Annotated in this window: 27 protein-coding genes, 1 tRNA gene and 2 pseudogenes; all 30 read right to left on the reverse strand. The window is 43.2% G+C overall.

Going from position 1 to position 25,005, the window contains the following annotated elements; all coding sequences use genetic code 11:
• Window positions 1-1,811: 1,811 nt before the first annotated feature.
• Window positions 1,812-5,192, reverse strand: a pseudogene (locus GKZ87_09790) (head-tail adaptor protein).
• Window positions 5,193-5,674: 482 nt separating this feature from the next.
• Window positions 5,675-6,649 carry a flagellar biosynthesis protein FlgM gene (locus GKZ87_09795; protein ID QSI25744.1) on the reverse strand — a complete coding sequence of 325 codons (975 nt, stop codon included), beginning with the start codon at window positions 6,647-6,649 and terminating at the stop codon, window positions 5,675-5,677.
• A gap of 201 nt (window positions 6,650-6,850) precedes the next feature.
• Window positions 6,851-8,563 carry an AAA family ATPase gene (locus tag GKZ87_09800; protein ID QSI25745.1) on the reverse strand — a complete coding sequence of 571 codons (1,713 nt, stop codon included), beginning with the start codon at window positions 8,561-8,563 and terminating at the stop codon, window positions 6,851-6,853.
• Between the two features lie 91 nt (window positions 8,564-8,654).
• Window positions 8,655-8,894 carry a hypothetical protein gene (locus GKZ87_09805; protein QSI25746.1) on the reverse strand — a complete coding sequence of 80 codons (240 nt, stop codon included), beginning with the start codon at window positions 8,892-8,894 and terminating at the stop codon, window positions 8,655-8,657.
• A 20-nt stretch (window positions 8,895-8,914) separates the two neighbouring features.
• Window positions 8,915-9,781, reverse strand: a complete 867-nt coding sequence (locus GKZ87_09810) for a hypothetical protein (protein QSI25747.1) — start codon at window positions 9,779-9,781, stop codon at window positions 8,915-8,917.
• Between the two features lie 100 nt (window positions 9,782-9,881).
• Complete coding sequence (locus tag GKZ87_09815; protein ID QSI25748.1) at window positions 9,882-10,181, reverse strand: hypothetical protein; 300 nt, start codon at window positions 10,179-10,181, stop codon at window positions 9,882-9,884.
• Window positions 10,171-11,157 carry a hypothetical protein gene (locus GKZ87_09820; protein ID QSI25749.1) on the reverse strand — a complete coding sequence of 329 codons (987 nt, stop codon included), beginning with the start codon at window positions 11,155-11,157 and terminating at the stop codon, window positions 10,171-10,173. Before GKZ87_09820 ends, GKZ87_09815 begins: the two co-directional genes overlap by 11 nt.
• 374 nt (window positions 11,158-11,531) lie before the next feature.
• Window positions 11,532-12,158: a hypothetical protein gene (locus GKZ87_09825; GenBank protein ID QSI25750.1), complete on the reverse strand. Its 627-nt coding sequence runs from the start codon at window positions 12,156-12,158 to the stop codon at window positions 11,532-11,534.
• A gap of 184 nt (window positions 12,159-12,342) precedes the next feature.
• Window positions 12,343-12,546: a hypothetical protein gene (locus GKZ87_09830; protein QSI25751.1), complete on the reverse strand. Its 204-nt coding sequence runs from the start codon at window positions 12,544-12,546 to the stop codon at window positions 12,343-12,345.
• An 11-nt stretch (window positions 12,547-12,557) separates the two neighbouring features.
• Window positions 12,558-13,538 (reverse strand): hypothetical protein, encoded by a 981-nt coding sequence (locus tag GKZ87_09835; protein ID QSI25752.1) that lies wholly within the window; start codon window positions 13,536-13,538, stop codon window positions 12,558-12,560.
• On the reverse strand, window positions 13,535-13,789 hold the full coding sequence (locus GKZ87_09840) for a hypothetical protein (GenBank protein QSI25753.1): 255 nt from the start codon (window positions 13,787-13,789) through the stop codon (window positions 13,535-13,537). The genes GKZ87_09835 and GKZ87_09840 overlap by 4 nt, the downstream gene beginning before the upstream one ends.
• 3 nt (window positions 13,790-13,792) lie before the next feature.
• Window positions 13,793-14,020, reverse strand: coding sequence for a hypothetical protein (locus GKZ87_09845; protein QSI25754.1), 228 nt, complete (start codon window positions 14,018-14,020; stop codon window positions 13,793-13,795).
• Window positions 14,021-14,104: 84 nt separating this feature from the next.
• Window positions 14,105-14,476, reverse strand: coding sequence for a hypothetical protein (locus tag GKZ87_09850; protein QSI25755.1), 372 nt, complete (start codon window positions 14,474-14,476; stop codon window positions 14,105-14,107).
• 86 nt (window positions 14,477-14,562) lie between these two features.
• Window positions 14,563-15,237 carry a hypothetical protein gene (locus GKZ87_09855; GenBank protein ID QSI25756.1) on the reverse strand — a complete coding sequence of 225 codons (675 nt, stop codon included), beginning with the start codon at window positions 15,235-15,237 and terminating at the stop codon, window positions 14,563-14,565.
• 50 nt (window positions 15,238-15,287) lie between these two features.
• Window positions 15,288-15,461 (reverse strand): hypothetical protein, encoded by a 174-nt coding sequence (locus GKZ87_09860; protein QSI25757.1) that lies wholly within the window; start codon window positions 15,459-15,461, stop codon window positions 15,288-15,290.
• Window positions 15,462-15,614: 153 nt separating this feature from the next.
• Entirely contained in the window at window positions 15,615-16,076 is a 462-nt protein-coding gene (ssb, locus tag GKZ87_09865) for a single-stranded DNA-binding protein (GenBank protein QSI25758.1), read from the reverse strand.
• A 59-nt stretch (window positions 16,077-16,135) separates the two neighbouring features.
• A complete protein-coding gene (locus GKZ87_09870; GenBank protein ID QSI25759.1) occupies window positions 16,136-16,363 on the reverse strand; it encodes a hypothetical protein in 228 nt (75 codons plus the stop codon).
• Window positions 16,347-16,832, reverse strand: coding sequence for a methyltransferase domain-containing protein (locus GKZ87_09875; GenBank protein ID QSI25760.1), 486 nt, complete (start codon window positions 16,830-16,832; stop codon window positions 16,347-16,349). Before GKZ87_09875 ends, GKZ87_09870 begins: the two co-directional genes overlap by 17 nt.
• On the reverse strand, window positions 16,807-17,007 hold the full coding sequence (locus GKZ87_09880) for a hypothetical protein (GenBank protein ID QSI25761.1): 201 nt from the start codon (window positions 17,005-17,007) through the stop codon (window positions 16,807-16,809). Before GKZ87_09880 ends, GKZ87_09875 begins: the two co-directional genes overlap by 26 nt.
• 5 nt (window positions 17,008-17,012) lie before the next feature.
• Window positions 17,013-17,867, reverse strand: a pseudogene (locus GKZ87_09885) (hypothetical protein).
• 339 nt (window positions 17,868-18,206) lie between these two features.
• Complete coding sequence (locus tag GKZ87_09890) at window positions 18,207-18,557, reverse strand: hypothetical protein (GenBank protein ID QSI25762.1); 351 nt, start codon at window positions 18,555-18,557, stop codon at window positions 18,207-18,209.
• Window positions 18,558-18,576: 19 nt separating this feature from the next.
• Window positions 18,577-19,713, reverse strand: a complete 1,137-nt coding sequence (locus GKZ87_09895) for a hypothetical protein (GenBank protein QSI25763.1) — start codon at window positions 19,711-19,713, stop codon at window positions 18,577-18,579.
• Between the two features lie 333 nt (window positions 19,714-20,046).
• Entirely contained in the window at window positions 20,047-20,367 is a 321-nt protein-coding gene (locus GKZ87_09900; protein QSI25764.1) for a hypothetical protein, read from the reverse strand.
• A 51-nt stretch (window positions 20,368-20,418) separates the two neighbouring features.
• Complete coding sequence (locus GKZ87_09905; GenBank protein QSI25765.1) at window positions 20,419-21,030, reverse strand: hypothetical protein; 612 nt, start codon at window positions 21,028-21,030, stop codon at window positions 20,419-20,421.
• A 21-nt stretch (window positions 21,031-21,051) separates the two neighbouring features.
• Window positions 21,052-22,137, reverse strand: coding sequence for a peptidoglycan DD-metalloendopeptidase family protein (locus tag GKZ87_09910; GenBank protein QSI25766.1), 1,086 nt, complete (start codon window positions 22,135-22,137; stop codon window positions 21,052-21,054).
• Window positions 22,134-22,412 carry a helix-turn-helix domain-containing protein gene (locus GKZ87_09915; GenBank protein QSI25767.1) on the reverse strand — a complete coding sequence of 93 codons (279 nt, stop codon included), beginning with the start codon at window positions 22,410-22,412 and terminating at the stop codon, window positions 22,134-22,136. The genes GKZ87_09910 and GKZ87_09915 overlap by 4 nt, the downstream gene beginning before the upstream one ends.
• Window positions 22,413-22,451: 39 nt before the next feature.
• On the reverse strand, window positions 22,452-23,150 hold the full coding sequence (locus tag GKZ87_09920; protein QSI25768.1) for a sporulation protein SpoOM: 699 nt from the start codon (window positions 23,148-23,150) through the stop codon (window positions 22,452-22,454).
• On the reverse strand, window positions 23,143-23,985 hold the full coding sequence (locus GKZ87_09925) for an AAA family ATPase (protein QSI25769.1): 843 nt from the start codon (window positions 23,983-23,985) through the stop codon (window positions 23,143-23,145). The genes GKZ87_09920 and GKZ87_09925 overlap by 8 nt, the downstream gene beginning before the upstream one ends.
• Window positions 23,986-24,042: 57 nt before the next feature.
• A complete protein-coding gene (locus GKZ87_09930) occupies window positions 24,043-24,312 on the reverse strand; it encodes a cold shock domain-containing protein (protein QSI27936.1) in 270 nt (89 codons plus the stop codon).
• Between the two features lie 573 nt (window positions 24,313-24,885).
• A tRNA-Gly gene (locus tag GKZ87_09935) sits at window positions 24,886-24,959 on the reverse strand.
• Window positions 24,960-25,005 lie beyond the last annotated feature (46 nt).

Below are 25,005 nucleotides of genomic sequence, written 5' to 3' on the forward strand. Positions count from 1 at the left end.
AAGCCGTCAAGTATGTCTTCGACCATTTCAATACTCCTTCTGACCTTCATATCGATAAGGATCGCTCCATGATGATGCACCTCTTCTTCAAATGAAAGAGGGAAATGCAGGTATCTGCATCTCCCTTGAGAAAAGGCAGACTACTGTTCTGATTTCTTCGTTTTTCTGCGTTTATGAGACACGAAGATGAGTGCTGCACCTGACAGTGTTACGACACTGAGCAGGATCCCAGTCGCTGTCGTATCCCCTGTAACGACCCCACCGGATAACGGTTTATCTGCATAGATGATTGTGCGCAGCTTGTCATCACCATTGACCCATTCGTCATCGATCGTGACCTTCACGACTTCATCGGATAACTGATAACCGGCCGGTGCTTTCGTTTCTTTGATGAAATACGTACCGTAGATCAGATCATCGAACAGTGCGATTCCGTTCTTCGTATCCGTCTTTACACTGCGGATTTTCTTCGTGCATGCTGCGTCACTATACAGCGTAAACTCTGCGGCCTTCAGGATGTCCTTATGATCATAATAATCGACCTTATTGACTTTGATATAGGAGCGGATCATTTTATCTTTCATCGTGACCTTCTGGCCGTCTTTTGCGGTAAAGGTGATCTCTTCTGCGATCTCATATCCATATGGTGCAGAGATTTCTTTCATGATATATTCTTTTCCTTCGATTAGATAGTGAATCATGTGAGGCTCCTTGCCTGATATCCATTCATCGATGATGCTTCCGGTCTCCTTATCGATGACCTGCAGCTTTGCTCCTTCCAGTTCTTCTGAGCCGGTTTCTCCGACTTTTGAGAATTCCATTTCCGTAGGAGTATTATCACAAGTGATTGTTAATAAGTCACCGTCTGCTTTCACTTCGGCTTTGTAGATATGATCATTCAAAGTATAGCCGGCGATCTGTTCCGTTTCGCGAATATAGTACACACCAAGCTCCAATTCAGAGAAGGCTGCGACTCCGTTCTCATCGGTCTCCACTGTCTTTATAACATCCTTCATATCTTCGTTGGCAGAGATATCGAATCTGACGCCTTGCAGTTTCTTATCGGCATCGCTTGAATCAGCTTTCTGAACCTGGATTGTTCCTCTCGCCAGTTCATTATTGATTTTTCCGTCTTCACCGATCTGTACCACATAATTAGAAACATCTGGCCCATGATATGAGATTTCAAAATCATATTCCTTATCATTGAGGACATACTGTCCATTTGTAGACAGCTCCTTCAGGGAATATACACCATTCGGAAGATCGAACGTATCTGCCAATGTCAGATGTCCGTCCTTATCGATACCGCTTGTATATACTAACGTATCATATGGGATCGCAACATCACCTTTGTAGTTGTAGATATCTTCTCTTGCATAGATTCCAAATATCACATCTTTATAAGCATCCGGGTTTTTGAAGATTTTCTGTTCTTCCAATACCTTTGTCATATCGATATCGACAGTAGGCCGCTCATTTTCAAGAGTAGAGGTGATGGTCTGGATCTCATTTATCTGATTATCTTTGACCTCGAAATAGTGTTTTGTCGTATCACCGATATAGCCATGCGGAACCTTTGACTCTGTATAGTAATATCGTCCTACAGGCAGCTTCTTACTCAGTACGCTGTCCCAATCACTTTCTAATGTCTGAACCTTTTCATCAGCCTTGTAATAGGTGTGATTTCCTATGGTGATATCTTCCGCGGCATAGATCGTGATCTCTGCGCCTAATAGGTTGGATTTTTCCCAGATTGGAGAATGAACTGTACCGAATTCTGTCTGTCCTAGGTCGGTACTCATGAAAATCTCACCGGCTTTGTTCCATTTTAACTGGCCATATACGAGTTCATCTTTCATGATACCTGCGACTTGTACTTCCCCGGTATCTCGTACGGTGAATTCGATCTTTTCCGCAAGGGCAAATCCGTATGGGGCCGATGTTTCTTCCCAAACGTATGTTTTTCCGACTTCCAATCCCTTGATGATGTGAGGGTCTTTTGTGGATACCCATGTTTCGAATACTTCACCACGATCATCTTTAGGGTACACGATCTGTGTTGCCCCTTCCAATTCCTCATTACTGGAAGCATCCACCTTAGAGAATTCTACTTGTGTGATATCATTCCGGAAGGCAGACTCCAGCTTGATGACTGCTTTATCCTGGCCCTGATATGTCGCATCGAACTCTACGATCTCATCAGATGATGCATATCCGATCGGTGCTTTCAGCTCTTTGGCATAATATTCAGATAACGGTAAATCTACATCGAATGCAGCGATACCATCTTCACCGGAATCAGTCTGATAGATGAGCTCATCTGCTTGTACCACGACATTTCCTGCAGCGTCTTGGATATCCGTTTTTGCATATAGACCAAAGAGTGCACCGGAGAGAGGAGTCGAAGTCTCTGCATCTTCCTTCTGGACAGACAGTTCTACCTTCTGACGCTTATTCGTGAAGCTGGAATCATCGAATACGATCGAGGTATTCTGATCCTTGTAGGTCAGCTCTACTTCCTGCGATCTCTCGTTCAAGACGAAGCCGTTTGGAGCTGTTTTTTCTGTCACCTTATATTTCCCTAATGGGAGCAGCTTCGACGCTCCTGTGCCATCGTTTGCGGTCGTAACGGTATCTACGACTGTATCTTTTTTGTAGAGTACGGTCCCATCATTGGATGGATCCAGGATGTCCTCTGCGGCAGTGATCTCATATACGGCACCGGCGATACCGGCTTCCGTATAGGCAAAGTGCTTGTTTCCCATTTTATCTGTCTTGACAGAGGTCAGCACCTCACCGAGCTTCTGTACGTTCACTTTCCCTTTGACAGAGGTATCCTGTTTTACGACTGTGATGACCGGTGTTTCACCATCTGGCAGTGTTTCATATGCGGTGTTGCTCGTCACCTTGAATTTGACAGGGGCGATATTCAGGACATAGCCATTCGGAGCGGTAAGCTCTTCGATCTGATATTCTCCTGGATCGAGCTCTTTGCCCGTCATGACCGTACCGGACTCATCTGTCGTCCATTCCGTAATATATTCTGGAGTAGGATTCCACTCCCAGTAACCTACATATTCGTTCGTTTTCAAGTTTTTGATCTTGAAGGTCGTTCCTGCGAGAGCGACGGTCTTACCGGTCTCTGCATCTTCCTTCACCATCTTGATGATGGCACGGAACTTTTCGTCGTTAAAGATACGCCATGGCTGCGGATCACGGCTGTCTTCAGTGATCGTTACTGTGAAGTCCGGTACAGCGTAATGATCGTCCGGAACTTTAGTCTCGCGGACTACATACATACCATAAGGAAGTTCTTCAGAAACTGCATATCCATTCTTGTCTGTTACCAGGATAGCAGCAGTCTGACCTTTTGCATTTTGGGCAATCGGAGCTTTCTCCCAGGAACCGTATTTTTCGATATCCTTCTGGGCTTTTACTGTAAATTCTACGCCTGCAAGTTTATCTGCTTCACCGGCACCATTATCAGACATCTTGATGATTTGGAATGCCTGCGCCTTGACACGTTCCTTGACCGTTTGTTTCTTCGTGACGACCTGAACAGATTGTCCTGCGTAGTCGATGGAGATATCATAGGTGATAGGATCTAATGTGTAGCCGGTACTTGGCGTCTTTTCCTTAAGAGTATATTTACCCAAGTAAAGATTGCTTACAGACGCTTTTGCATTAGCATCAGTCGTCAGTGTAGCAACCAGTGCACCTTTCGCATATTTGACTGATTGATCTGCAGGATCCAGAATATTTTCTTTTGCCTTCAGTTCATATACTGCGCCTTTTAAGGTAGCTTCTCCTTGTGCTGCAGAGCCGGTGACGCTGTCTTCTTTTGTGAGCTCTAAGCGCCCGGTCTGTCGCTCATCTTCACCGGTCACTGTTATCTTTTGTTCATTCGTTGCGATCGTAACAGGGTAGGAGGTCTTGTTTAAGATATATCCGGATGGAGCGATGACCTCACGCACGGTGTAATTTCCGAATCTCAAGTATCCGGATTCCACATAGCCTGTGGCAGTTGTGACGAGACGTTCTAGTTCCTGGCCTTTATCATTGTAGATGGCATAGGTAGCACCTGCGACCTGTTTTCCAGATTTAGGGTCGATCTTACGCAGCTGCACCTTACCTTTGACCCAGTTATTACGTGCAGTATAGGTTGTCGTCTGATTAGCTTCGACAGTTACTTCACGGATGGTAGTGTCGAGTACCAGGTGACTAGGGACTGCAGTTTCCTGCACATAATATTTCTGTGGTAACAAGTTATTGACAGTTACAGTACCATCGCCCCCTGTTTTGTAAGTTCCGATAGGAGAGGACATGTCTGCATTTTTAGACACTTTGAAGGAAGTATTCGGAACTACCGCTCCATCTTCGTCCTGCTTTGTGATTTTCAGTGATCCGTACTTATTAACATTAACACGTATTTGAGTTCTCAAGGGGTCTTTTACAAAAAACTTGACCATATCCTGAGAACCGGCTTTTTGGTATACCAAACTCGTTCCAACACATTCATCTGGAACTTTATTATATGTTATAGTTGATACATCCTTCGCGTCTTCTGTAGCAGTTATAGTAAGTTTATTGCCGTCTTTTTTTACCTTCAAGCCATCGGAAGAAACGAAATGAAACTCTTCAAAAACTCCTTTAGTGTCAGTAAGAGTGATACTCTCTCCAACATTTAACGTTATACTATCTAAATCAAATGATGGTTTTTCAGAATGACTATCAACAGCTTTCTGAATTTTAGATTTATACCCACTATAGTCGAAACCGGAAGCAGTAACACTCCACCCCATCTTTTCCCAAATCATTAAATTCGTTGCAAATTTATAGTATGTGACATCTGATTTGTTTCTGTTTTTATAATAGCCTTCATATGCTATAACAGAAAGCTCATGTCTAAGGGAGGCATTAAATTCACTTTCAGCATATCCTCCACCTGCGATTACTTCTGCCTGTGGATCTATACAGAAAACCACATCTCCATCCATCTTTAATGTGAAACCCTGTCCCCAAGCTGATTGAGAGCCTTTAGTAACCTGATAGGAAATACCATCTATAAATGTCTTAGTGGCCGTGTGATCTGCGGCATAGATTGGTAACTGCATATTTGTTAATACAGTCAAAACAGTTAAGATACCTATAGCTGCATCTCTTATTCTATTTTTTATTTTTCGTATCATTTGCTTTCCTCACTTTCTGTAAACACGAAAAAAGGCCAGTGACTGGCCTTTTACTATCTTATATTCGTATAGGGCCTTACGGCCCTGAATCTACCAACCTTATAGTAACTCATCTTTTCTCCTTTCTACGCATAAAGGACAGATTTCTAATCTGTCCTTTTCATTTCTCTATTAAATTTTCAAAATAGTGACTATTTTGGTATTTTTGTGTATAATATAGATGAGATATCTTATCTCAGTGAAGATAGAGATAGTTTGAAAGTAATCGCCCCGAGCTCGGTCAAAAGTCAAGGGGCGATTACTTTTTAGTATCTTGATCGTTTCCTTTATTGTTAGCACAATAAGAAGAATGATATACAAGTCTAAATTCATGTAATCACCTCCAGTATTGGAACCGAAAGGGTCTACTTCCAATAAATTGAGGTCTATCACTATCTTCGCTTTCAATTATACTATAGTTAATATTTAAAATAAATTTCTTTTTAATAAAAGTCTACTGTCCAAACATCATTACGTTCACCACAATTATCATAAACTGTCCATGCATGATATCCTGACCTTACTTGACTTTTGTCTAATTTTCCATCCCAATAGTCTTTGTGGTCTTGATCAATCACTTTATTCGCGTATGCATCTGCTGCAGCTTCAGAATAAAACACTTGTCCGCTATTTCCTATAGCACCAAACTTTCCGTCAGAAACACATGCATTAGGCTGTTCTGCTGGTGTGGAGGTTCCAGAATTTCCTGAAGATGATCCTCCTGATGTTGTACCACTTTGTCCACTGGATCCTGAACTCTGATTGGATTGTGCAAGAGAGGAAGGGGAAACTGCCTGCGTCTGTTGGCCAGTGCTGCTGTTCTGAGAAGTTGCGGCCTCAGAATTTTGTTCTGTCGTTGCTTTCTTCTCAACTTTATTCTTCACAGTGACCTTGAATGTTTTATCTGTAGTATTTCCATTTGCATCGAACGCTTTGACAACTACTTCATAGGTACCTGCTTTCTTCGTATCCAGCTTGCCCTTGTCAATATAGTATCCGGATTTCTTGATTTCCTTGTCACTGTACTTCAAGCTGCCATCGACGGGATCCTTTACAGATTTTACATTGTCCTTCAATGTCAGCTTATCTCCGGCTGTGATCGTGATCTTATCCTTCTTCAGTACGATTTTTGGTTTTTTGGTATCTTTGACAGTTATCTTGATTTCCTTTTCTGTAGATTTATCACCATCTGTAAATGTGACTTTCAGCGTCTGGTCTCCGACTTTCTTTGCATCATATCCGGAAACCTTGTCGACTTTGACATTCTCGTCTGACTCCTTTGCGTCATATAGTTTATCGTTATCCAGCTTATCACCGTACTCTACAGTCAGCTTCTCTGGCGTTTTGACCTGTAGGTCTTTGACACAGCCCGTCAATATCAATGCTGCCACTGCTATCATACTTAATAACTTTTTCATTTTCTAAATCCTCCTCATCACCCATTTAGACTTTTTTATCGATTTATTTTTTCTTTCGTTTTGCAAAATATTTTTTTATGAATTTCTGTTCGAATTTTTCTTCTTTTTCATATGCCTGTTGGAAAGCAGATAGCCTTCTGCTTTTTCCTCCAAGCATTTCTTCAACATGGCAAGTTGCCATGTTGTTTGAAACATCGTCCGTCAAGCCTCTTTCCAAAGCATCTCTACATCTTTACCACTGTGTGTTAATGCGATATGGATGATCTGTCCGCTCAATGTGATATCATAACGATTCATTTCGATCTGTCGTAAAGCTTCCTCACATTTTTCTTTCAACAGTTTCGGATGCTTGTCATATTCTTCTTTCTTTAAATACTTTAATTCGATGATATAGGAAGGAAACTTACTCGTCTTGCTTTGTAGGACGATATCGTATCTGCCTTTTCCAGCCTCCTGATTACTCTTTACCTCATAATCTGCATATAGGCAGGCACACATCCCTAATAGAAGAGTATGGTAACTGTTTTCACTGATCAGATCATGATAACTTGTAGAATTCAATAGGAAGTCTCGGTAGTTTTCTATGAACACATTAGGTTCTTTATCGTATAAGCCTCTCATCATCATAGTGAAAATATCATAGTCTTTATTCAAATAATTTAGAGTAAGTCTCTGAAACTCCTCTGCGACCTCATTGTTTGGAATCTCCAATAAATACGTGCTCGATTTTTCTTGTTTTATTGTCAGATATCCTGCATTCACGAAAAGACCCCATAGACTTACAGCATCTGATTCTTCATAAAAACATTTTTGAAGATCCATTACGGTCTCTACCTGTTTTTTTTCTATCAATTCTTCATACTTGGTTTCGAATCCGGATTTATGTTCACCGTGTGATTCTGGTTTTTTCCTTATTTCCTCCATTGCTTTTTTTATAAGCTGATTAGAGCTTACGTTCACCCAATAGGGAATCAGCTTATGATTCTTCGCATAATTGAGGATAGACCAGGGATTATAGATTTCTGTTCCACCGATATTATAGCCATCATACATTGCCTTCACTTCATCAGAGCATTCTAAGCCATAATACTTCAATAGGATATCCACTTCTTTCTTCACGAATCCAAAGTGTTGGGAATAGGCTTTATCACTTACAGTCCGTACCTCCGGGTTGTTCAATCCGGAAAAGATATTTTCCTTTGCGACCCGCTGTATCCCGGTAAGCATAGCATTTTGCAAATTCGGATTATCTTTCAGTGCACTGCTGAGCAATCCTGCAAGTGCGGAGTGTATCTCGCTATAAACATTTCCGACATGCGCTTCTATAAACGGTGTGTCATATTCGTCTATGATGAGCATCACTTTCTTTCCGTAATATTGATGACACTTCTCCATGAGATATGCTATCGCCTGGTCGATCGTTTCTAAGCTTCCATCATCTAAGCTTGATAATCCTTTCATGATCAAGTCGAACTTTGGTTTATCGAACATATCCGGATCTTTCAATAGGTGGGCGTTACATCTGTAGGCTGTCAGTAGCTGTTCCTTTATACATTTTACGATTCTCATCTGACTGCCTTTCGCATCCGCAAAGCTCAGAAAGATCGTAGGATATTGGTTCATCTCACGAATATATTCCGTATCCATGATCGCAGTATCCTTGAAGATATCCTTTGAATCCTTTGTGATGTCGAAGAATTCTGCCATCATACTCATGTTCAATGTTTTCCCAAAGCGTCGAGGACGGGTCACCAGTGTTACTTCTGCGCCACTATCCAAAAATTCTTTTATCAATAAGGATTTATCGACGATATAATAATCTCCTATTTTCAATTTTCGATAATCTGAGATACCGATCGGTATCCGTTTCAAACCTGTCGGTCCATGTTCGACTATTTTTTTGTTTTCGTTCATATTTCTTCTCCATGCGGTCTCTCCGCTGTCTACTCCTACATGGCAACTTGCCAGGTAGCTGATCTTGCTTGTTTTTTTACTTTATATCAGGTCACTTTAAAGTGATTCCTGTTTTTTCTTCTACTGATTCCACATACGTATCTACGTCGATATAACCTTTTGAAAGATTCTCTGCTTTGCCCATGACTTGAGAAAGCACATACTCGATATCTTCCTTTGGTATGCCTGCCTCAAATAATACCTCTGCCACGGTCGATGCATAGATCCTGCTGGTCGTTTCTACCAGCTGCTGTTCCCGCATCTGTTGCAGTTGCACATCTCTTCTACTCATCGCATCTTCCTTCTTTCTGGCTACCGCTGTGCTCTTCTATACCCGGCTGCCTGTGCCTCTTCTTCACTGTTGAATATGATCAGATTTTTTGAGTCCTCCATATCATCATAGGATCGTTGGCCGGGACAGTGATAGATCTTCGAATCCTTGTTTCCGCGTATCTCCACATCGGTATCGTTTTGCTCTTTCTCTACTCCTTTTTCCAAATGACTCTCTCCGGTGATATAGTCGATCGTAATACCGGGCTGTACATTGTATACGAAGACATTGAACCGGATACCTTCTCCATGGTCTTCCACCGACTGCGCTTCCATCTGTACACCGGATGCTACGAGGTCATCACCTTCAAATATCGGAGTGACCCGATACAGTACGTGGTTATTCGTTTCCTGGATATGATCAGCAACCATATCTTCAAATGGCAGCATACCTTCCATGTTCATATACCGAGTACCAGTTATCAGATTCTTCTCGTTGGCATTTTCACCGGTCAGCTGGAATCCGATCAGATGGCACCGGTTATAGAGATATTTCCCATCTATCAGGTCATCATACCTGACGGTATGCCAGCCGGAAGGCTTTATCATTCCGATGGAGCCTCGTTCTTCTGTAGGCATCAGATCTTTTCCGATGTTTGCCATCGCAGCTCCGCACCGGCCTAGCTCATCCAGCTCACTGTAGCTCTCATAAGATTTCGTAGACAGCTCATCTTCCGTGAAAGCCGGTATATTGCCGTCGATTTCCACATACGGTGTACCGGAGTAAGCTGGAATTTCGGAGATATCGATGTATGATACATCTTGTTCGTTCTTCGTACTATGCGGTGAACAGCCTGTCGATGAAAGGACGAGCAAGGAAGACAATAGTAATTTGATGATCGTATTCATGATCTTTTCCCTCATTTCTGTACCTGGCAACTTGCCAGGTTAGGTTCAGACACTCTTTTCCAACTAAATTCTACTATAGTAGAAGTTCAAAGACAAGTGTTTACCCGCTCTGCATATCTACGATTTCTTTCATTTTCTTTCTTTGTTTTGCTTTTCTCATCCTTCGATATAGCAGGAACGTTATGGCAAGGACGATGATCAGTAGGAGGGATAGAGTCGCAAGTCGTATACTATCGTACAGGAACTGCAGTGTGATGATCGTGAGAAGGATGAGTACGATGACACCCACGGTTATCCATAAGAGATGACGTAATATTTTTTTTGTATACGACGCTCCGTGAAAGCCGGAGATTCGTGCATGGTCCTTCCTCATGAACTTCTCTAGTCTATCAGGATCCATAGGATAACACCTTCTCTTTCTCCAGTTCTGTAATGAGCATCTGCTCTAGCTGTATGTCCGCTTCCTCCTGCATCCATCGCATGTCCTCCGTGTTCAAAGCAGGGCGGAAAGGGAGAGTAGGGTCCAGTGCTGCTCGTTTGTCCCATAGCTCCAGTGTTAGATCGTCTTTATCGATGATTCCCTCCAAACTGTTTTCATCCAGGTCTTGTGAAGCTAACCACTCATCACAGCGATCCTTCAGTATCTCGCTGATCTGTTCTTTTTGGACATATTCGTGATAGCGGGATAGGACAGGTTCCATATCTTCCTTCGTGTATACGTTCAGATCAGAAACTGTGACACCTTCGATTCCTATCATCTTCAAGAGCTCAGTGCCGCTTCCTTTTGCTATCGGAAGACCATCATATAAGAGGACCTGAAGATGGGTGCCATCTTCCTGGATCTCTTCTGTCAGCGTGTAACCTTTATGTGCACGTACGTACGCTTCCAATAGTCCTTCCTGTACTTTCTTTGGCATCTCCTTATGCTGGAGAATGTTGACCAGATCCGTTGCGATCTTTCGTGCCTGCGCAAGGGAATAGACAAGTCCCGGCAGCAACTTATGCCCGAGCAGTTGAAGTGCGTCGTCCTTTTCGTCATAGAGATCCATAGCTTCGTCCTGAAGCCGGACTGTTATGCTTTTCATTTCCTTTGGATCCTGTATTCTATATTCGACCAGATTCTTATGCCAACCCTTACGCTGTATATCCGGTTCATCATCGATCAACAGCATCACTTTTAGCCCTTCACTCTTAGTGAGATCATATGCTTCTCTGAGATCTGATAAAGATAGAAAGCAAACACCATCTAAAGATTCTTTTCGCAGTCTGTCTATGACCTCGTCACTGACGCAGCGTAGATAATAGTCTTTGACTCCCGGATACTTACGTTCACAGTTCGTATTGATATATCCTTTTCTGCTTTTTAAGTCATTCATTGCTTTCAAGCACCTCCTTTTCTATCTACCTGGCAATTTGCCAGGTAGATACAAGATCCTTTGTCATTCTAAAGATTTATGGTCATCTTCATACGTCATCTCATGATCTCTGCTCATGGTTTTATATCCGAACATTCTGTCAGCTTCATCACTCGCTCTGCAAAGAGCATAGGACAATATGATGAAGAGGGAAACGATCATCCCTATAAAAAGTATTGATATCATGCTTCTCCCTCCTGTGTTACATAGCAGTTTGCTAAGTAATTCATTGTTATTGAGACTTTATGACAATCTTTGATGAACACTTTTCTTATAGTCGTCCAGCAGTTCTTCTGTTGACTTTAGAATATCTGATTGCCATGCAGCTAAATTTATCAGACGATTTTTCTGAAGCTTTCTGCCATAAAGTCATACAGTCCAATCTCATCAAGGTCTATCGTTTGCATGTCGGATGCATGGACATTGCTTATGACTGTTAATATTTCGTCATATATATCTGGAGCAGCTGTCTTATCAAGGTAGGGAATCAAAATCTCCTGTAGTTTATTTTCTACATCGAGCAGATATTTCAAATCACAGTACATTGCAGTTCTCCATGTTTCCAGATAAAAATAGAATTTCATTTTTCGTGCAGAGTTTTTGAATACAAAGGGCAGATGCGACATTATTTTGCAGATCGTATCAGGTTCATACATTTTCATATAAGCCAGAAATTTATTCGTCAGAACAGAATATTCCTGATGTATAGAGGAGAGATTTGTAAAATCAATATGCACATGTTCGCTGGCCTCTTTTTCCTCGCGCATATCTGCTGCAATTTTGCCTAATTCATTGAAATAGGTTGCAATAAGCTTTTTTGATGCATACATTTCATCACGTATCGATTGAAATAATGTCCATCTCATTTCAATCGTAGATTGTTTTTTGTAGAGCACTGTGGATGTAATCAAGGTAAGTACTGCTCCCAAAAGCGCCGAAACCATGATCGTTATAATTTCCATGGAAGATACCTCTTTTCTTTTTGAAAGAAGTATATCACAAATGATTATCCATGTGATCAGTAGTTGTATATTTACAAAAGTGAATTTTTTCATACTTTTTTTTGAATGACTCCATGTTTTTTTCACACCTTCTGTTCTTCCTTATGGTTTGGATCGATCATCTGGCAACTTGCCAGGTGATGTCTTACTTTATCACGATCTGCCATTTTGCATGATACAGCGCTTGGATATGCCTAGGCAGACCATAGAACCAAGTCTTGTCGACGGTTACGATATTCCCGTTCTCCTTGTTTCTCAGTACCAGATATTTCTTTTTCTTCATTCGATTTCCAAGATCACAGTGGAGCGCCAGAGTTCTTATAGTGCCGGCTTCGCATTTCTTCCACACTCAACAGAGCATTACGTTTCACTGTGACCCTGACCTCCTTTCCGATCGTCTTCATGGTCCATCCCGTCTTTCTTCCCGTATGTCTGCCAGAGCAGTTCCAGCTCCTGTCGTTCAAGTTTCTTCTCTTCGAGCAGTCTCTGTGCGATCAGGGCTACCAGATCCCAGTGCGCATACAGGACCTGTGTACAATGCTTCCGGCAGTCTTCATACAGCGTATAGCGCTCCTGTCGCGGCACCTGCTGCAGGAGTTCGAAACACCGGTTATGGTCGTCAACTGAGGATAGCTCGGAATAGACCATCTTCTGTGCAAGCATCCCATATCTTCTCGCTGCGATATCTCCAGCGAGTAACTTGCACAGTATCATGCGCAGAGGCAATTCTTGTTTCTCATAGCGGCAATATCCTCCCACCGGACCATCCTTCCCCTGCAGGAGGACGATCTCCATCGGTATCACGCCATCGTTCATCGACATGATGGCATGTCCGGCTTCATGGATGGCGATGATATCGATATCTTCCTCTGTTAGGATCGCGACTGTTTTGCGGTATGTCTGCATCCTTCCCTCATCGCAGACGCAAAAGAGTGCATGTAGTATGAGAAACACCAGATACAGCAGGGAACGTAGGATATCCGCGCCCTGATAGAGGAGGTCGGAAAAGATGGTCACATTCATATAGAAGAGGAGGAACGGGAAGCTCACCTCTTTCTGAAACAAGTAGCGTACCAGCACGATGAACAACAGGACCATCCGACACAGCAACAGGATCTCCTTCTCATCAGGGAGCGCTTTGCGTAAGCCGCAAAGCGTATAGACGCATGCGAATGTCAGGGACATCGTCAATACCACTTCGGTCAGTATGGAAAGGGAGGTCTTCAGGATACAGACCAAATGATGCGGCGTCATATGCCGGATATAGGTCCCCGCCTCATTCTTCCATAGAAGGAATCCGATGAGGAGGAAGTACGTGATCGTGACGACCACGTACGTCATTCGCTGATGACCTCCAGGATCACTGTTCTCGATCTGGAAGGCTTCGAGCGATTTTGACTGATCGACCCATCTTCATTGATAGGATCATCATCCTTTACGATGACCCTGACCTCTTTTCCGATCTTCTCCCTGCAATAGTCTGCAATCGCTTTTTTCCCGAAACGCACATATGCCGCATAAGCGATGATGGTATTGTTGTAATTCTGTAAAGTAAGTAATTGTATCTGTGGTAAGTAATCTTCTAAGGTCATGTTTTATCGCTCCCTTGCTTTTTGTCCCATCTTGTATGCGCAGACGCCTAAAGAGAAGCCGGCTGCGATGAGGCAGGGGATACTGATGTAGTTCAGCTCTCCCTGCAGCATGACGATCAGTAACAGCTCCGATATACCGGCAACATAGATCCAGAAAGTGTTGTACAGACAGTCCTCTTCCGTATCTGCAGTCAGTTTCGCTTTTAAATATTTATTCTTCTTCATGTCCATCCTCTCTCTTTCTCCGATTTTCTTTTCCCAGCAGATAACAGAGGAATGCCGAGATGTTGATGATCAGGAATACGATCAGCTTCCTTATATCTTCCATCCCTCGTCCTCCTGATATCTCCTTTTCGTTCTGCATGAAATGGCAACTCCTATATCCATTCTCGTCGCTTCCATTGCTGTCACCATTTTTTTATCATGCAGATACGTCAGCTTCAGAAAGTCTTCCCTGCAGGGGGTGACTGGTCGCCCTATGATCCCGTCTCTTCGTGCTTTCCGTACCTCTCGTAACTGACGATCTCTGCGTATCTGTTCCTCTTGAAGGACAGCTTCACATGCTCGTATCAGGCATGCGAATGGTTCCGGCGTCTGTTGATCGATTCCTTCCTCCGGCAGCTGCACGTATCTCGTCTTTACCGCCTGCAATGCTTCTGATAATCCTGTATATGTTTCACTCTTCATATGATCCCTCCTCACGATGGTCTTATCTGAAAAAACGGATATATGTATGACTTCATCCGATGATACCTTGGAGCGCTCGACAAGCTTCATGCATGACAGCTGCTTTCCAGGATCTCACGCAGCATCGCCTCCAGACGATAGATATCGCTTGCTATCTTTATCCGCACATGGTCGATACCTTCTTCTTGTTTTGGCAATCGTTGAAGACATTCTTTCAAGTGATACTGTAACTCCTGTTGATGTTTTTTCGAATAACTGCGCAGGCGAGCTTCCACTTCCTCCCACGTGACCTTTTCAGACCCATGAACGAGCTTCAGATCATCGCAGCTGTTTCCGTATGTATCATCGAAGTCGATATCTCCATCCTCATCGATAGCAACATATACGCATTCATGATCCTGATCTTCCATGATCACTCCATCCTCTTTCATCGTTGCTTTTATCCAGTCGAAGTAAAGGGGAGTATACCGGAAGGCTTCCTGTAAACAGCGTTTCTGTATATCTGTCTTTGCCAGCTTTAGAGATTCGCTCTCTGTCAACGGGGTCGCATGATGCGGATAGAGTGCTTCATTGCATCGCTCATACCATTGTCGGGCAAGCTCTGTTTCATCGTCACCTCCGCGGTGTTCGTCGGATGCCACTAGGTCATATATGAAAGATTCCAACAACTCGGAAACCTTCTGGTCATGATGTGCTGCAGCTTTTACGAGTCGCTCTGCTTCTGTTTGTGTAAGTCTTAGCTTGATATTATATTCTTCCATTTCTATATCCTCCTCATCATCTTTCCCTTTGTATTGATTTTTTCTTATATTCACCCTGAAGAATCATCTACGACCTCAGACCATACGAAGCTATAACCGGTCGCATTTCTTCTCGTTTTTCCATTACAGCTGTCCAGGATCGTCTGGTAGCTGCAGTATTCCTTGGCCGCTGCTTCTCTGGAGCTTTTATAAAATGCAAGGACGTTCCTGTTTCCCGGATCCACCTTATAGATCCCTCTTCGTCCGCTCTCTTCCGTTTGCATAGATACGTTTGACTCTTCCCATATTGGAGATATGAAGATTCTTCGTCGTATCGACCAGCTTCCACACCTCCACATCGATCTCTTTTTGCGTGATCATCCGTATCGTTTCCTTCATTAAAATGGCAGATCGTCATCGGAGATATCCAGCGCTGCAATACTCGTGAACTCATTGGAGAAGGATGGATAGCTGTTGCTCGTATCAGTGCTGTTCTGCATGCTTTCCTGTCCTGGTACGTAGGCACTGTTCGTACCTCCCGCATTCCTACTATCCAAAAAGCGCACATTATCCGCGACCACCTCTGTTACATATACACGTTTGCCGTCTTTGTCATCATAGCTGCGCGTTTGGATACGGCCCTCTACACCTACCAGAGAGCCCTTGTGCGTATACTTTGCTACACTGTCCGCGGTCTTGTTCCAGATGACAGTGTTGATGAAGTCAGCTTCTGGCTGTCCCTCCTGTTTGAAAAGCCGGTTACATGCGACCGTAAAAGACACGACCGATGCGCCATTCGTCGTCTTCCGTAATACAGGGTCCTTCGTCAATCTTCCCACTAATACAACTCTATTGATCATGATAGTTCCTCCCATCTACACATTCATATGGTATATATCCCAAGTATTCTCCTATGCTTTTATCTCCGGCCGTCACTGGTCTGATGGCAATCAGATCCGTCTTGCAGATATGGCATCGTCCAGGTCTCTTCGAAGTGTTCCTCTATGAAATCGAAGACCTCGGTAAGTCCTTTGTTATGGATCCATCTCATCATTTGGACGTGCTGCCGGAGACCATCACATCCACGGAACAGGTATCTCAGCATGATGACGTTTTTGTATATATTCCACTTATGATATCTCTTCATTTTGACATTCCTCTTTTGTGAATACGAGCCAATGGGTATCACCACGTCTGTTTCCGAATAAAGGCGTCGTATCCATGAGCTTCAAGACCTCATTGACTCTGATCTGACATTCGTTCCATTTGAAAATCAAGAAGCCTCCTGATTTCAACACTCTCATACATTCTTTGAACCCTTGAGCGATATCCTGCGACCATGTCTCACTGAGCTGACCATACTGAGCCTTCATGATAGAATTCGGCCCGGCCCAGCGAAGATGTGGAGGATCGAATACGACCATATCGAATCGTCCATCATCATATGGGATATTTCGAAAGTCTCCGATCACATCAGGATCGACATGGACATGCTTTCCATGGATATCTCCATGTTCTTGCCTGATATCCATATAAACGACATCGGGATGGTGTTTTTGAAACCAAAATAATTTTGATCCACAACAAACATCAAGTATTCTCTTTGCCAAGTTCATCACCGCCTAGATAGGATCTCATGTTCTCCAGCCATGCTTGGTATGCTTCTTCTCCGTAATCCAGAAAGATCGTTTCCTCCCGATAATGACCGGTCTCATTGTAATACGCTTCCCATATACGGATCTGTTTTTTGATTCGTTTCAGTAGTGCGTCATCGTTATATATTTTCTTCATATCATTCAGCTCCCTTCGTTTAGCGGATATCTGCCCTCGATCTGACGTTTGTAGAAGACTTGAAGCCCATGTAAGTAAAACGCAACGATTGGGTTCAGGCGCATCCCGCATTCTGTCCGCAGCCATCGCTCCTCCCGGTCATGACGGTAGGGCAGGTCCTCATCCAGCTCGATCCTCAGGAGGAATTCTTCATGGCACGAGGACTCTTGTGCATACTGCAGATATCGCTCATATTCTATCAGGGAGATCGGTCCCTCCTTATCTGCCTTCCGGTATCGCTGTCGGTAACGTTCTATGATGTCATCATATGCAGCACTTCCAAGCCATATATGACTTATGAAATCCCCAATAGATAGGGTATCAGCAAACTGAGAAGTCTCCATCTTGGTCCAAACATCCTTCCAGCTCACTCTCTGAGGGAAGGTGAAGACGGCATTCCCCAATGCACTGCATACGAAGATCTGATGCCTCCAAAAGAGGTATTCTGCTTTCTTTTCCGGGATCTCCGAATCTATCCAGACCAACCGCTACATATCCGTGCTGAGCTCTGTAAGAGTGAAATCTTTTCCCGATATAGGGACACTTTTCTGATATCTCCTCCAGACACTGCGGATCACATTATAGAGTCTTATGGCAATCTCCCCATGTAGATGTGCTACTTCCTCATCCGTGATACAACGCTTTCCATTTTCTAATACACATTCAAATTCTACCTCAAAGTTATAGAACAGGGTATCCTCCTCGACCGGAAGCCCCATGTCTGCCGATCTATTAAAATATTCCATCATGATCTTCTGCAGAGAACCATCTGCGATCTGCTCATAAAACTCTTCCTTGTTTTTGAAATGAAACGTCAACATAGTTTCTGTCCTCCTTATATTTTCCTTCTATCGTGAAGCTACGTACCTTACACTTTCTACGAACCGCGATGAACCGGAGCAGTCAAGGAACGGAACGTAGGGTGGAGATTTTCCGATAGGAAAATACGACCCGGTCATTGACGGTGTAGGCGCATGCGGTATTCCATAGCTACATGGCAACTTGCCATGTAGCCGCCGGCGCTCATGCCGGCAGAGTCTTTTGATTCAGCTTTTTGTATTTGTTGGGCCAGCTAAAGGTCGTTTTTGTCCTTTTCCCAGCAAAGATCAATCTGAGAGAGGAAAATAAAACACCGCATGAGAAGCAGTGTTAAGGTATATCTATTCGTTTGTTTTATTGTAGAATACGGAAAGGTCATCACAGCGGATCTGTTCGAATCGTTTTTCCAGTTCTTTCAGCCATCCTGTAGGATATGCTACATCCGCTGCAACATCTCTGCAGTATTTGAACAGCAGATAGTGACAGATATCCTCATCCGTTCCGAATACCAGGATCCCACGCGGATCCTCAAGGACTCTGTATCGCTCGTTTTGTTTTAGGACATATTCCCTGTCATCATCTCCATGTCCGATACAGTATTCATGATCTTCCTCGCTGATCTCGATGATGATCCTTTGTGAAGTGGATGCCAGGTCATTCCGTAGTAAAAATAATAGTTTCGCTTGTTTCATGTATTCTTTCCTCATCTTCTTACAATGCCTGTATATCAGTAAAGAACTGATCCAGCAGGCATTGGATACTGCGATCTAATTCATAGACGTTCTGGTGATAATAGTCCAGCTGATGTTCATTCCCTGTCTCATCATGGAAGACTCCGTTACGAAACCTGGTCCTGTATTTGTGAAAGATCGATAAGACCTGTTTATAAGCCCGGCTATGCTCTGTCCGTCCGCCTTTCGCTTCATTGTAGTGTGTGAATACGATATCCTCTGCGCAAAACTTCTTCAATAGATAATTCGTCGTATATTCGATGGTCTGTTTTGCGAAATTCAATGCAGCGATGCGTCTGCGTACATAGCGATGATACTCCGGCTTGCATTCCGTCTTATGGAGCCGTTTTCCTTTCTTGACATGATCCGTCTTACCACACACTCGCAATACTGTGTCCAGGAACTTTTGACGCAGCTTCCAAATGAATTCATCCCACAGATTACGGCCACTCTGCATGTCTTTCCCGTAAACGAAGTTCTGCAGGGAATTGCTGAAGACGGCCTTCGATGGGATACGGTTACCATCCTTATCCAGTCGATAGTCACCGGCTCTATATTTCAACACCTTGTATCTTTCCGGACAATCCGCACTTGCGAATCTTCCGGTCCTGCTGTCGAACCAGCCATCCTTCTTGTAAACCATCCATTGTGTCCTGGCGATATAGATCCTGTCTATCATGGTTATTCTAGCATAAGTGCCGCATCCCATGGTGATATTTTCAACGAAATAAGGGATCGGCTGTTTCAGACCACACAGCTGCAGGACGTACTGACGTATGAAGCGTTTCCGTTCCTCAATGGTCTGGAGCTTCTTCGGATACAGGACTGTGATGGAGACCGCATAACGGGTATTGCGTTTCTTCGTGCAAGCATGATCCATGAAATCCAGGTAGGCATCAAGAAAGGTGTCTTTCTGCATGGGAAGCTCCATGTCGAAGAAAAAAGGAGTATCCTCTATATACTCCAGAAAAGCATCCCTGTTCAAAGGGGAGAAGTGGATATAAACACCCTTGGAATATCCATCTACGAAGAGTTCGTCTGATACGAAGTCGAAACGATAGTTCTTCGACTTATAGCATTTGATGAGATCATCGAATATCATCTGGTCGAGTTCCATTTTATGATTCCTTTCTTTATTTTTTCATGTCTGAAGATAGCACTGATAGATTGCCATACGCTATCAGAGCAGCGCTCTCTTATCTATACACAAGCTCGTACGCGACTTGTTTATATAGACCTTTATTCATAGTTTAATTTTAATTTCAAACTTTATTTCAAAGCTTCAGAGCATCGTTTTGTCATGATATATATAAATCTTTATCTAAAAATGAGAAAAGCCTTCTACAAGGCTTTTCCGGTCGTTGTAGCGAGTATTTTCGTTTGAGACACTTTTTCTTCGAGGGCGGAATTTATAAAGTGATGAATATACTAAAAAACTTTATTCTCAGTTCTAAGATAAAGTATAGTCGTTTGACATCATTACTTGAAAAAAGAAAATCAAACCTATGATATAGATTAGAATACTAAACACGATATACAAAAACCAAACTACAACGATCAAAATATAGAAAAAACGTATGAATGAATAGATATATGTGATCAGACGTCTCGTTTCGTATTCTATTTTAAAAGATAGATTGTTTATGCGGGGACCGAGGCCGAGATTCCACTCTGGCTGATCATCAAAGAGAAGGCAAAGCCATATACCGTTATTTATCATAAATATCATTACGATATTCTCATAGATATACTCACAGATCTTGATAAACAACTGAACCACCTCCTGTCACTCTATATATTGATATTCATCAAAATGTCATATTCAATATAGACCATCAGACAGAGCGCTGTCTTCATATATGTTCGTGATGATATATCGTTTATCTTTTTTCGTAACCTCCATACGGCACAGATATCGTTCTTGATCGCTGAAATCTCCTCGTGTGACGCGCTGTGTATAGATCACAGAGACTTCGTAGCTTCCTTCTTTCTTCCATCGATAACTGTATCGTGTATCTGTGATCTTCGTTTTCGTGATAGAATCCTTATCTACCTTTGCAGCCTGTTCTTTTTCGGCTTGTATTTCCTCCTTGCTCATCTCAGGGGACAATGTCTCATACATGCTGTCACTCAGTATATCCTTTACTTTATCCAGACGCTCGTAATAGATATCTGTTGAGCTTCCGCTCTTCATCACCTTGATATATCGTACTGCCGGTTCTGTATAACGCTCAGGAGCTTCCTTCTGCTCTGCATCTACTAGCTTTGTCTTTTCTTCACTATCATCCTTCGCAGAGTTCCTCTGCTTTTGGACCTCTGAAGCTGCAGGCTCCTGTTCTTTTTCTTCCATAAGCATACTTTTAGTACCAAACCCTATTCCTGCACCCAGACAGATGCATATGGCTGGTAGGATGATATTTTTTTTCTCAATCAAATCGGATCACCTTCCATTTCCTCATCGTTTTTTAAAGTTCATGATCTTCTCAGGATCGACGAGTCCATCCTTCGTTGCAATATGCGCAGTCCCTTTGTGGATCTCGATATGTAGATGCGATGCCGTGCTGTTACCGCTATGTCCCTGTTCGCCGATCTTTTGGCCTTTCTTTACTTTCTGTCCCTTGCTGACTAGGGTCCTTTTCATATGGCATAAGAAGATATAATAATCTTCTTTCTTGTTGGTGACCTTCAGCATGACGTAATTTCCACCACCGATATAGCCTCCGCTATAGGGACAGGAATTCCCCAAATAACCATCGCTTGGCGGACAATCGTTAGATACCTCATAGACAATCCCTGCGGCAGGTGCATAGATATTTGCGCCATAGCCTCCATCGATATCCGTTCCATAGTGATAATCTCCGAGACTTCGTTGTCCTACACTGCTCGTCAGTGTATAACTCTTCATCGGTACTAAAAAAGCATCTTTTCCTTCGATCCCGATAGCAGCTGTTTCGTAATATTCCATGACCTTATCGACATAGTTCGGATCGCCATAAACAGACCATCCCATTTTGGCTGCCATCATTGCAGAAAATTCTTTCGCATTCTCTAATGTCCATTTTCCACCTTTGTTCGCATCGACCCATTCGATATAGCCACTTCCAAAATTATATCCGGCCAAAGCCACCTTTATCCTTTCCTTATCTTCTCCGGATTTCACTCCTGCTTTCTTCAATACGGAGCGCAGCTCCTGTATCCCGCAATCTATGGAATATTCAGGATCACGGATGCCATTGGGTACCTTTGGATATTTCTTGTTGAAAGGACCCTCTGCAGCCTGCATCGGGTCCATACCTTCACCATGAGATTCCACTTCCATCACACAGAGGATCAATTCGACATGATCCGCCATGTCATAGACCTCTGCTCTTTTCGTTACATAGGGACGATATCTTTCGACTGCTTCACTCAATAGGGAAGTCGAAAGATCGATATCATCTTCGGTACTGCCACCTCCGATACCGACCGCCACAAACATCATGATCACGAGAAAGAAGACTACTCCTATGAGCATCACCTTCTTCGCTGATCCGGAGATCATGCAGCGTCATCCTTTCGAATACAATCTTCAAAATGTAAGATAGGTACGTCCAATACCTTACACATCCGTATCAGAGTAGGAAGCTGGATACTCCTCCTGCCTTTCAATACCTCCAGGATATAAGGTAATGGTTCATCCAGCTTTCTGGCAAATTCTTCTTTCGATATCTTCTTCTTCCACAGTATGTGTTTCAGATTATCGGCTAATCTTTCGTTCGTTATCCCTTTTTGTGGGCTTGGTCCTTTTCTCTTCTTTCTTTTCTTTTTGGATGTCATTCTCTCCCTCCTTCTATAAGCGTAGATAGCCGCTTCTCGTTATAAGTTCTCTACTCCCAGCAACTCGAGGACGCGCGCAAGATCGAGATCATCCTTTATCTTGATACTGATCTGCTTGTCCGTGATCTTCACCGGAAGCTTGAGTACATCATGCATCGTATTCTGTATATCTTCGTATTTTGAAGATCGCGATTCCTTTTTCTCCTTGTTCGGATGCTCCTCCAATAAATTGAGATAGTCCTGAACGGAACGTGCACTAAATCCGGTATCCATTGCGATCCACTCTCTTTTGAGTGTTCCGGTAGGTATGAGCCCTTCCTCTTTCGTTTGTTGGTAGTCCAGCAATGCTTCTCTTACGATCTGCAATTTCAGCTCTTTTGGTAAGGTTTCCCGGTTCGCATTCCCTCTGCGGACGAATCTTCGGATCTCACGCATCGTAAGCTCCTGCATTTTGACGATGGCCTGGATCTCTTCCCAACGCTCATCGCCTTTTTCATAATTTAGCAGCATCGCGCGATACCGTCGTTCTCCACTCAGTATCATATAGCGCCCATCTGCTTTGCGGTATAGGGTGATAGGGTGGAGCAGTCCGCATTCGCTTATGTTCTGTGCGAGCTGTTCGATCTCCTGCATCGGATACATATTATACTCACAGGGGTCGATGTCGTAGATAAAGATCCGCTTATAACGCATATCCTTCGAGGTATCGTTCAGCATTTCTCCGATGACATCAGTCATGTAACATCACCTCCAGTTCATCAAGAAAGTTTCGGTAGTCATCTGCGATGGATGACGATGGGAGATCCAGTACGGTTTTTCTTTCTCTGACTGCTTTTTCTACCGGCTTGCTTTGATCACGGATCATCGTTTGGAATACCTTGCCTCCGAAGGCAGAGCGTATCTCTGCGATATTCTCACGATATTCGATATTGTCTTTCCGTTTGACGATCAAGATTCTGTAATCGATATCCAAGTCTTCATACAGATCTTTCAAAGCGTTGATCTCATTGAGCGTCAATGCCAGGCCTTGCATGGAGTCATCTGCAGGGCTGACTGGGATGATGACCAAAGGCTCCGTATATAGGACATTGACCGATACGAGAGATTTGACAGGGGAGCAGTCGAAGATCATATAGTCATAATCGTTCTTGATGAAATTCGTAGCTCTCTTCAACTTATTCTCTCTGGTACCATCACTAAGACGGAGTTTCGTATCAGCCAGGTAGAGCGTTAGATCACTGGGGATGATATCCAGATTCGCATAGGATGTATGTTGGATACAAGAGCTTACTGCTTTCGGACTTTCGAAAATCGTAGAGATCGTTGCGCCATGATCCTGATTCATATAACGACGGATGAAAGCTGCTTCTTTATCTCCATCGGGACTGCTTTCATAATACGCAGGGTCTCGTTTTAATTTTTTGTCGATGAAAGACTTTGAACAGTTGGCTTGGCCGTCAGCATCAGCAAGTAATATACGGATACCTTTTTTGGCCAGTCCGACAGCCAGGTGTTTTGCGGTGGTCGTTTTTCCGTCTCCGCCTTTGATGTTATAGATCGCGATCGTTTTCATAATATTTTTCCTCCGTGCGGTTTCTTCCGCTATCTTCTTCTGATCTTCTTTTATTTCTCAAGCAGCCGGATCGTCGCGATGATCGGCTATATAAGTGAAATCTTTTTCATATTTTACCCGATGAGCTGATTTTCCCTTTTCTGTATCAAGTTCCTCATAGACCACGCGTTGACCTCTATAGAGTCTCTTGAAGCCGGGTTCCTTTATGTTCGTGTAATGTACCATACTGGAAACACCACCGTCAGATAATAGGAAACCATAGCCTCTTTCGTCGTTGAACCAGACACAGGTACCATGGACACATCGGTCTTCATCTTCATGCGGCATTTGCGATCCTCCTTTCCATATTGTATCTACAAAGCCATATCTTGACTTGTTGGTACAAGAAAACTGCCGAAAGCAAAAAAGTCTCAGCAGTTCTATGTAACAACGAATCATGGATCCGCTGTAAGCTATGGTATCTGATAAATCACCGATATCTTTCGTATCCCTCGGCAGGGGCAGCACTAAACAGCTATCGCTAGCATTCATTGGATTCACACCAACCCCTCCACGGGGCATTTTATTTATAAGTATCATTATACGAAGGTCATGGCAAATCGGTTTTCGAGACCGCTTTTTCTGCCTGATATGGATCGCTCTTGTATTATTTATTTCTTTGCGATTTTAAAAATACCGTCTTGGCGTATCATCAGATGTCGCTCACTTCTTGTTTTAGTACTCGCTATTTTATTTTCAAAGATCATAACCAGCGGAGGAGGAAAAGAAAAAAGGGATGCATAAGGAGTAATATTCCTTACACATCCCGTGTATATATCAAACGAACTCGCTTCCGATTTTTCGTAAGATTTAACAAAAATGCCCAGAGCCATAGGCTCTGAGCATAAATCTTGCTCATAATGGAGCGGGTGATGAGAATCGAACTCACGTAGTCAGCTTGGAAGGCTGAAGTTCTACCATTGAACTACACCCGCATCTTTCGTTTGCTCTAATAATATACACTATTTTCTGTTGATTGAC

Source organism: Erysipelotrichaceae bacterium 66202529 (assembly GCA_017161075.1).
Classification (GTDB): domain Bacteria; phylum Bacillota_I; class Bacilli_A; order Erysipelotrichales; family Erysipelotrichaceae; genus Clostridium_AQ.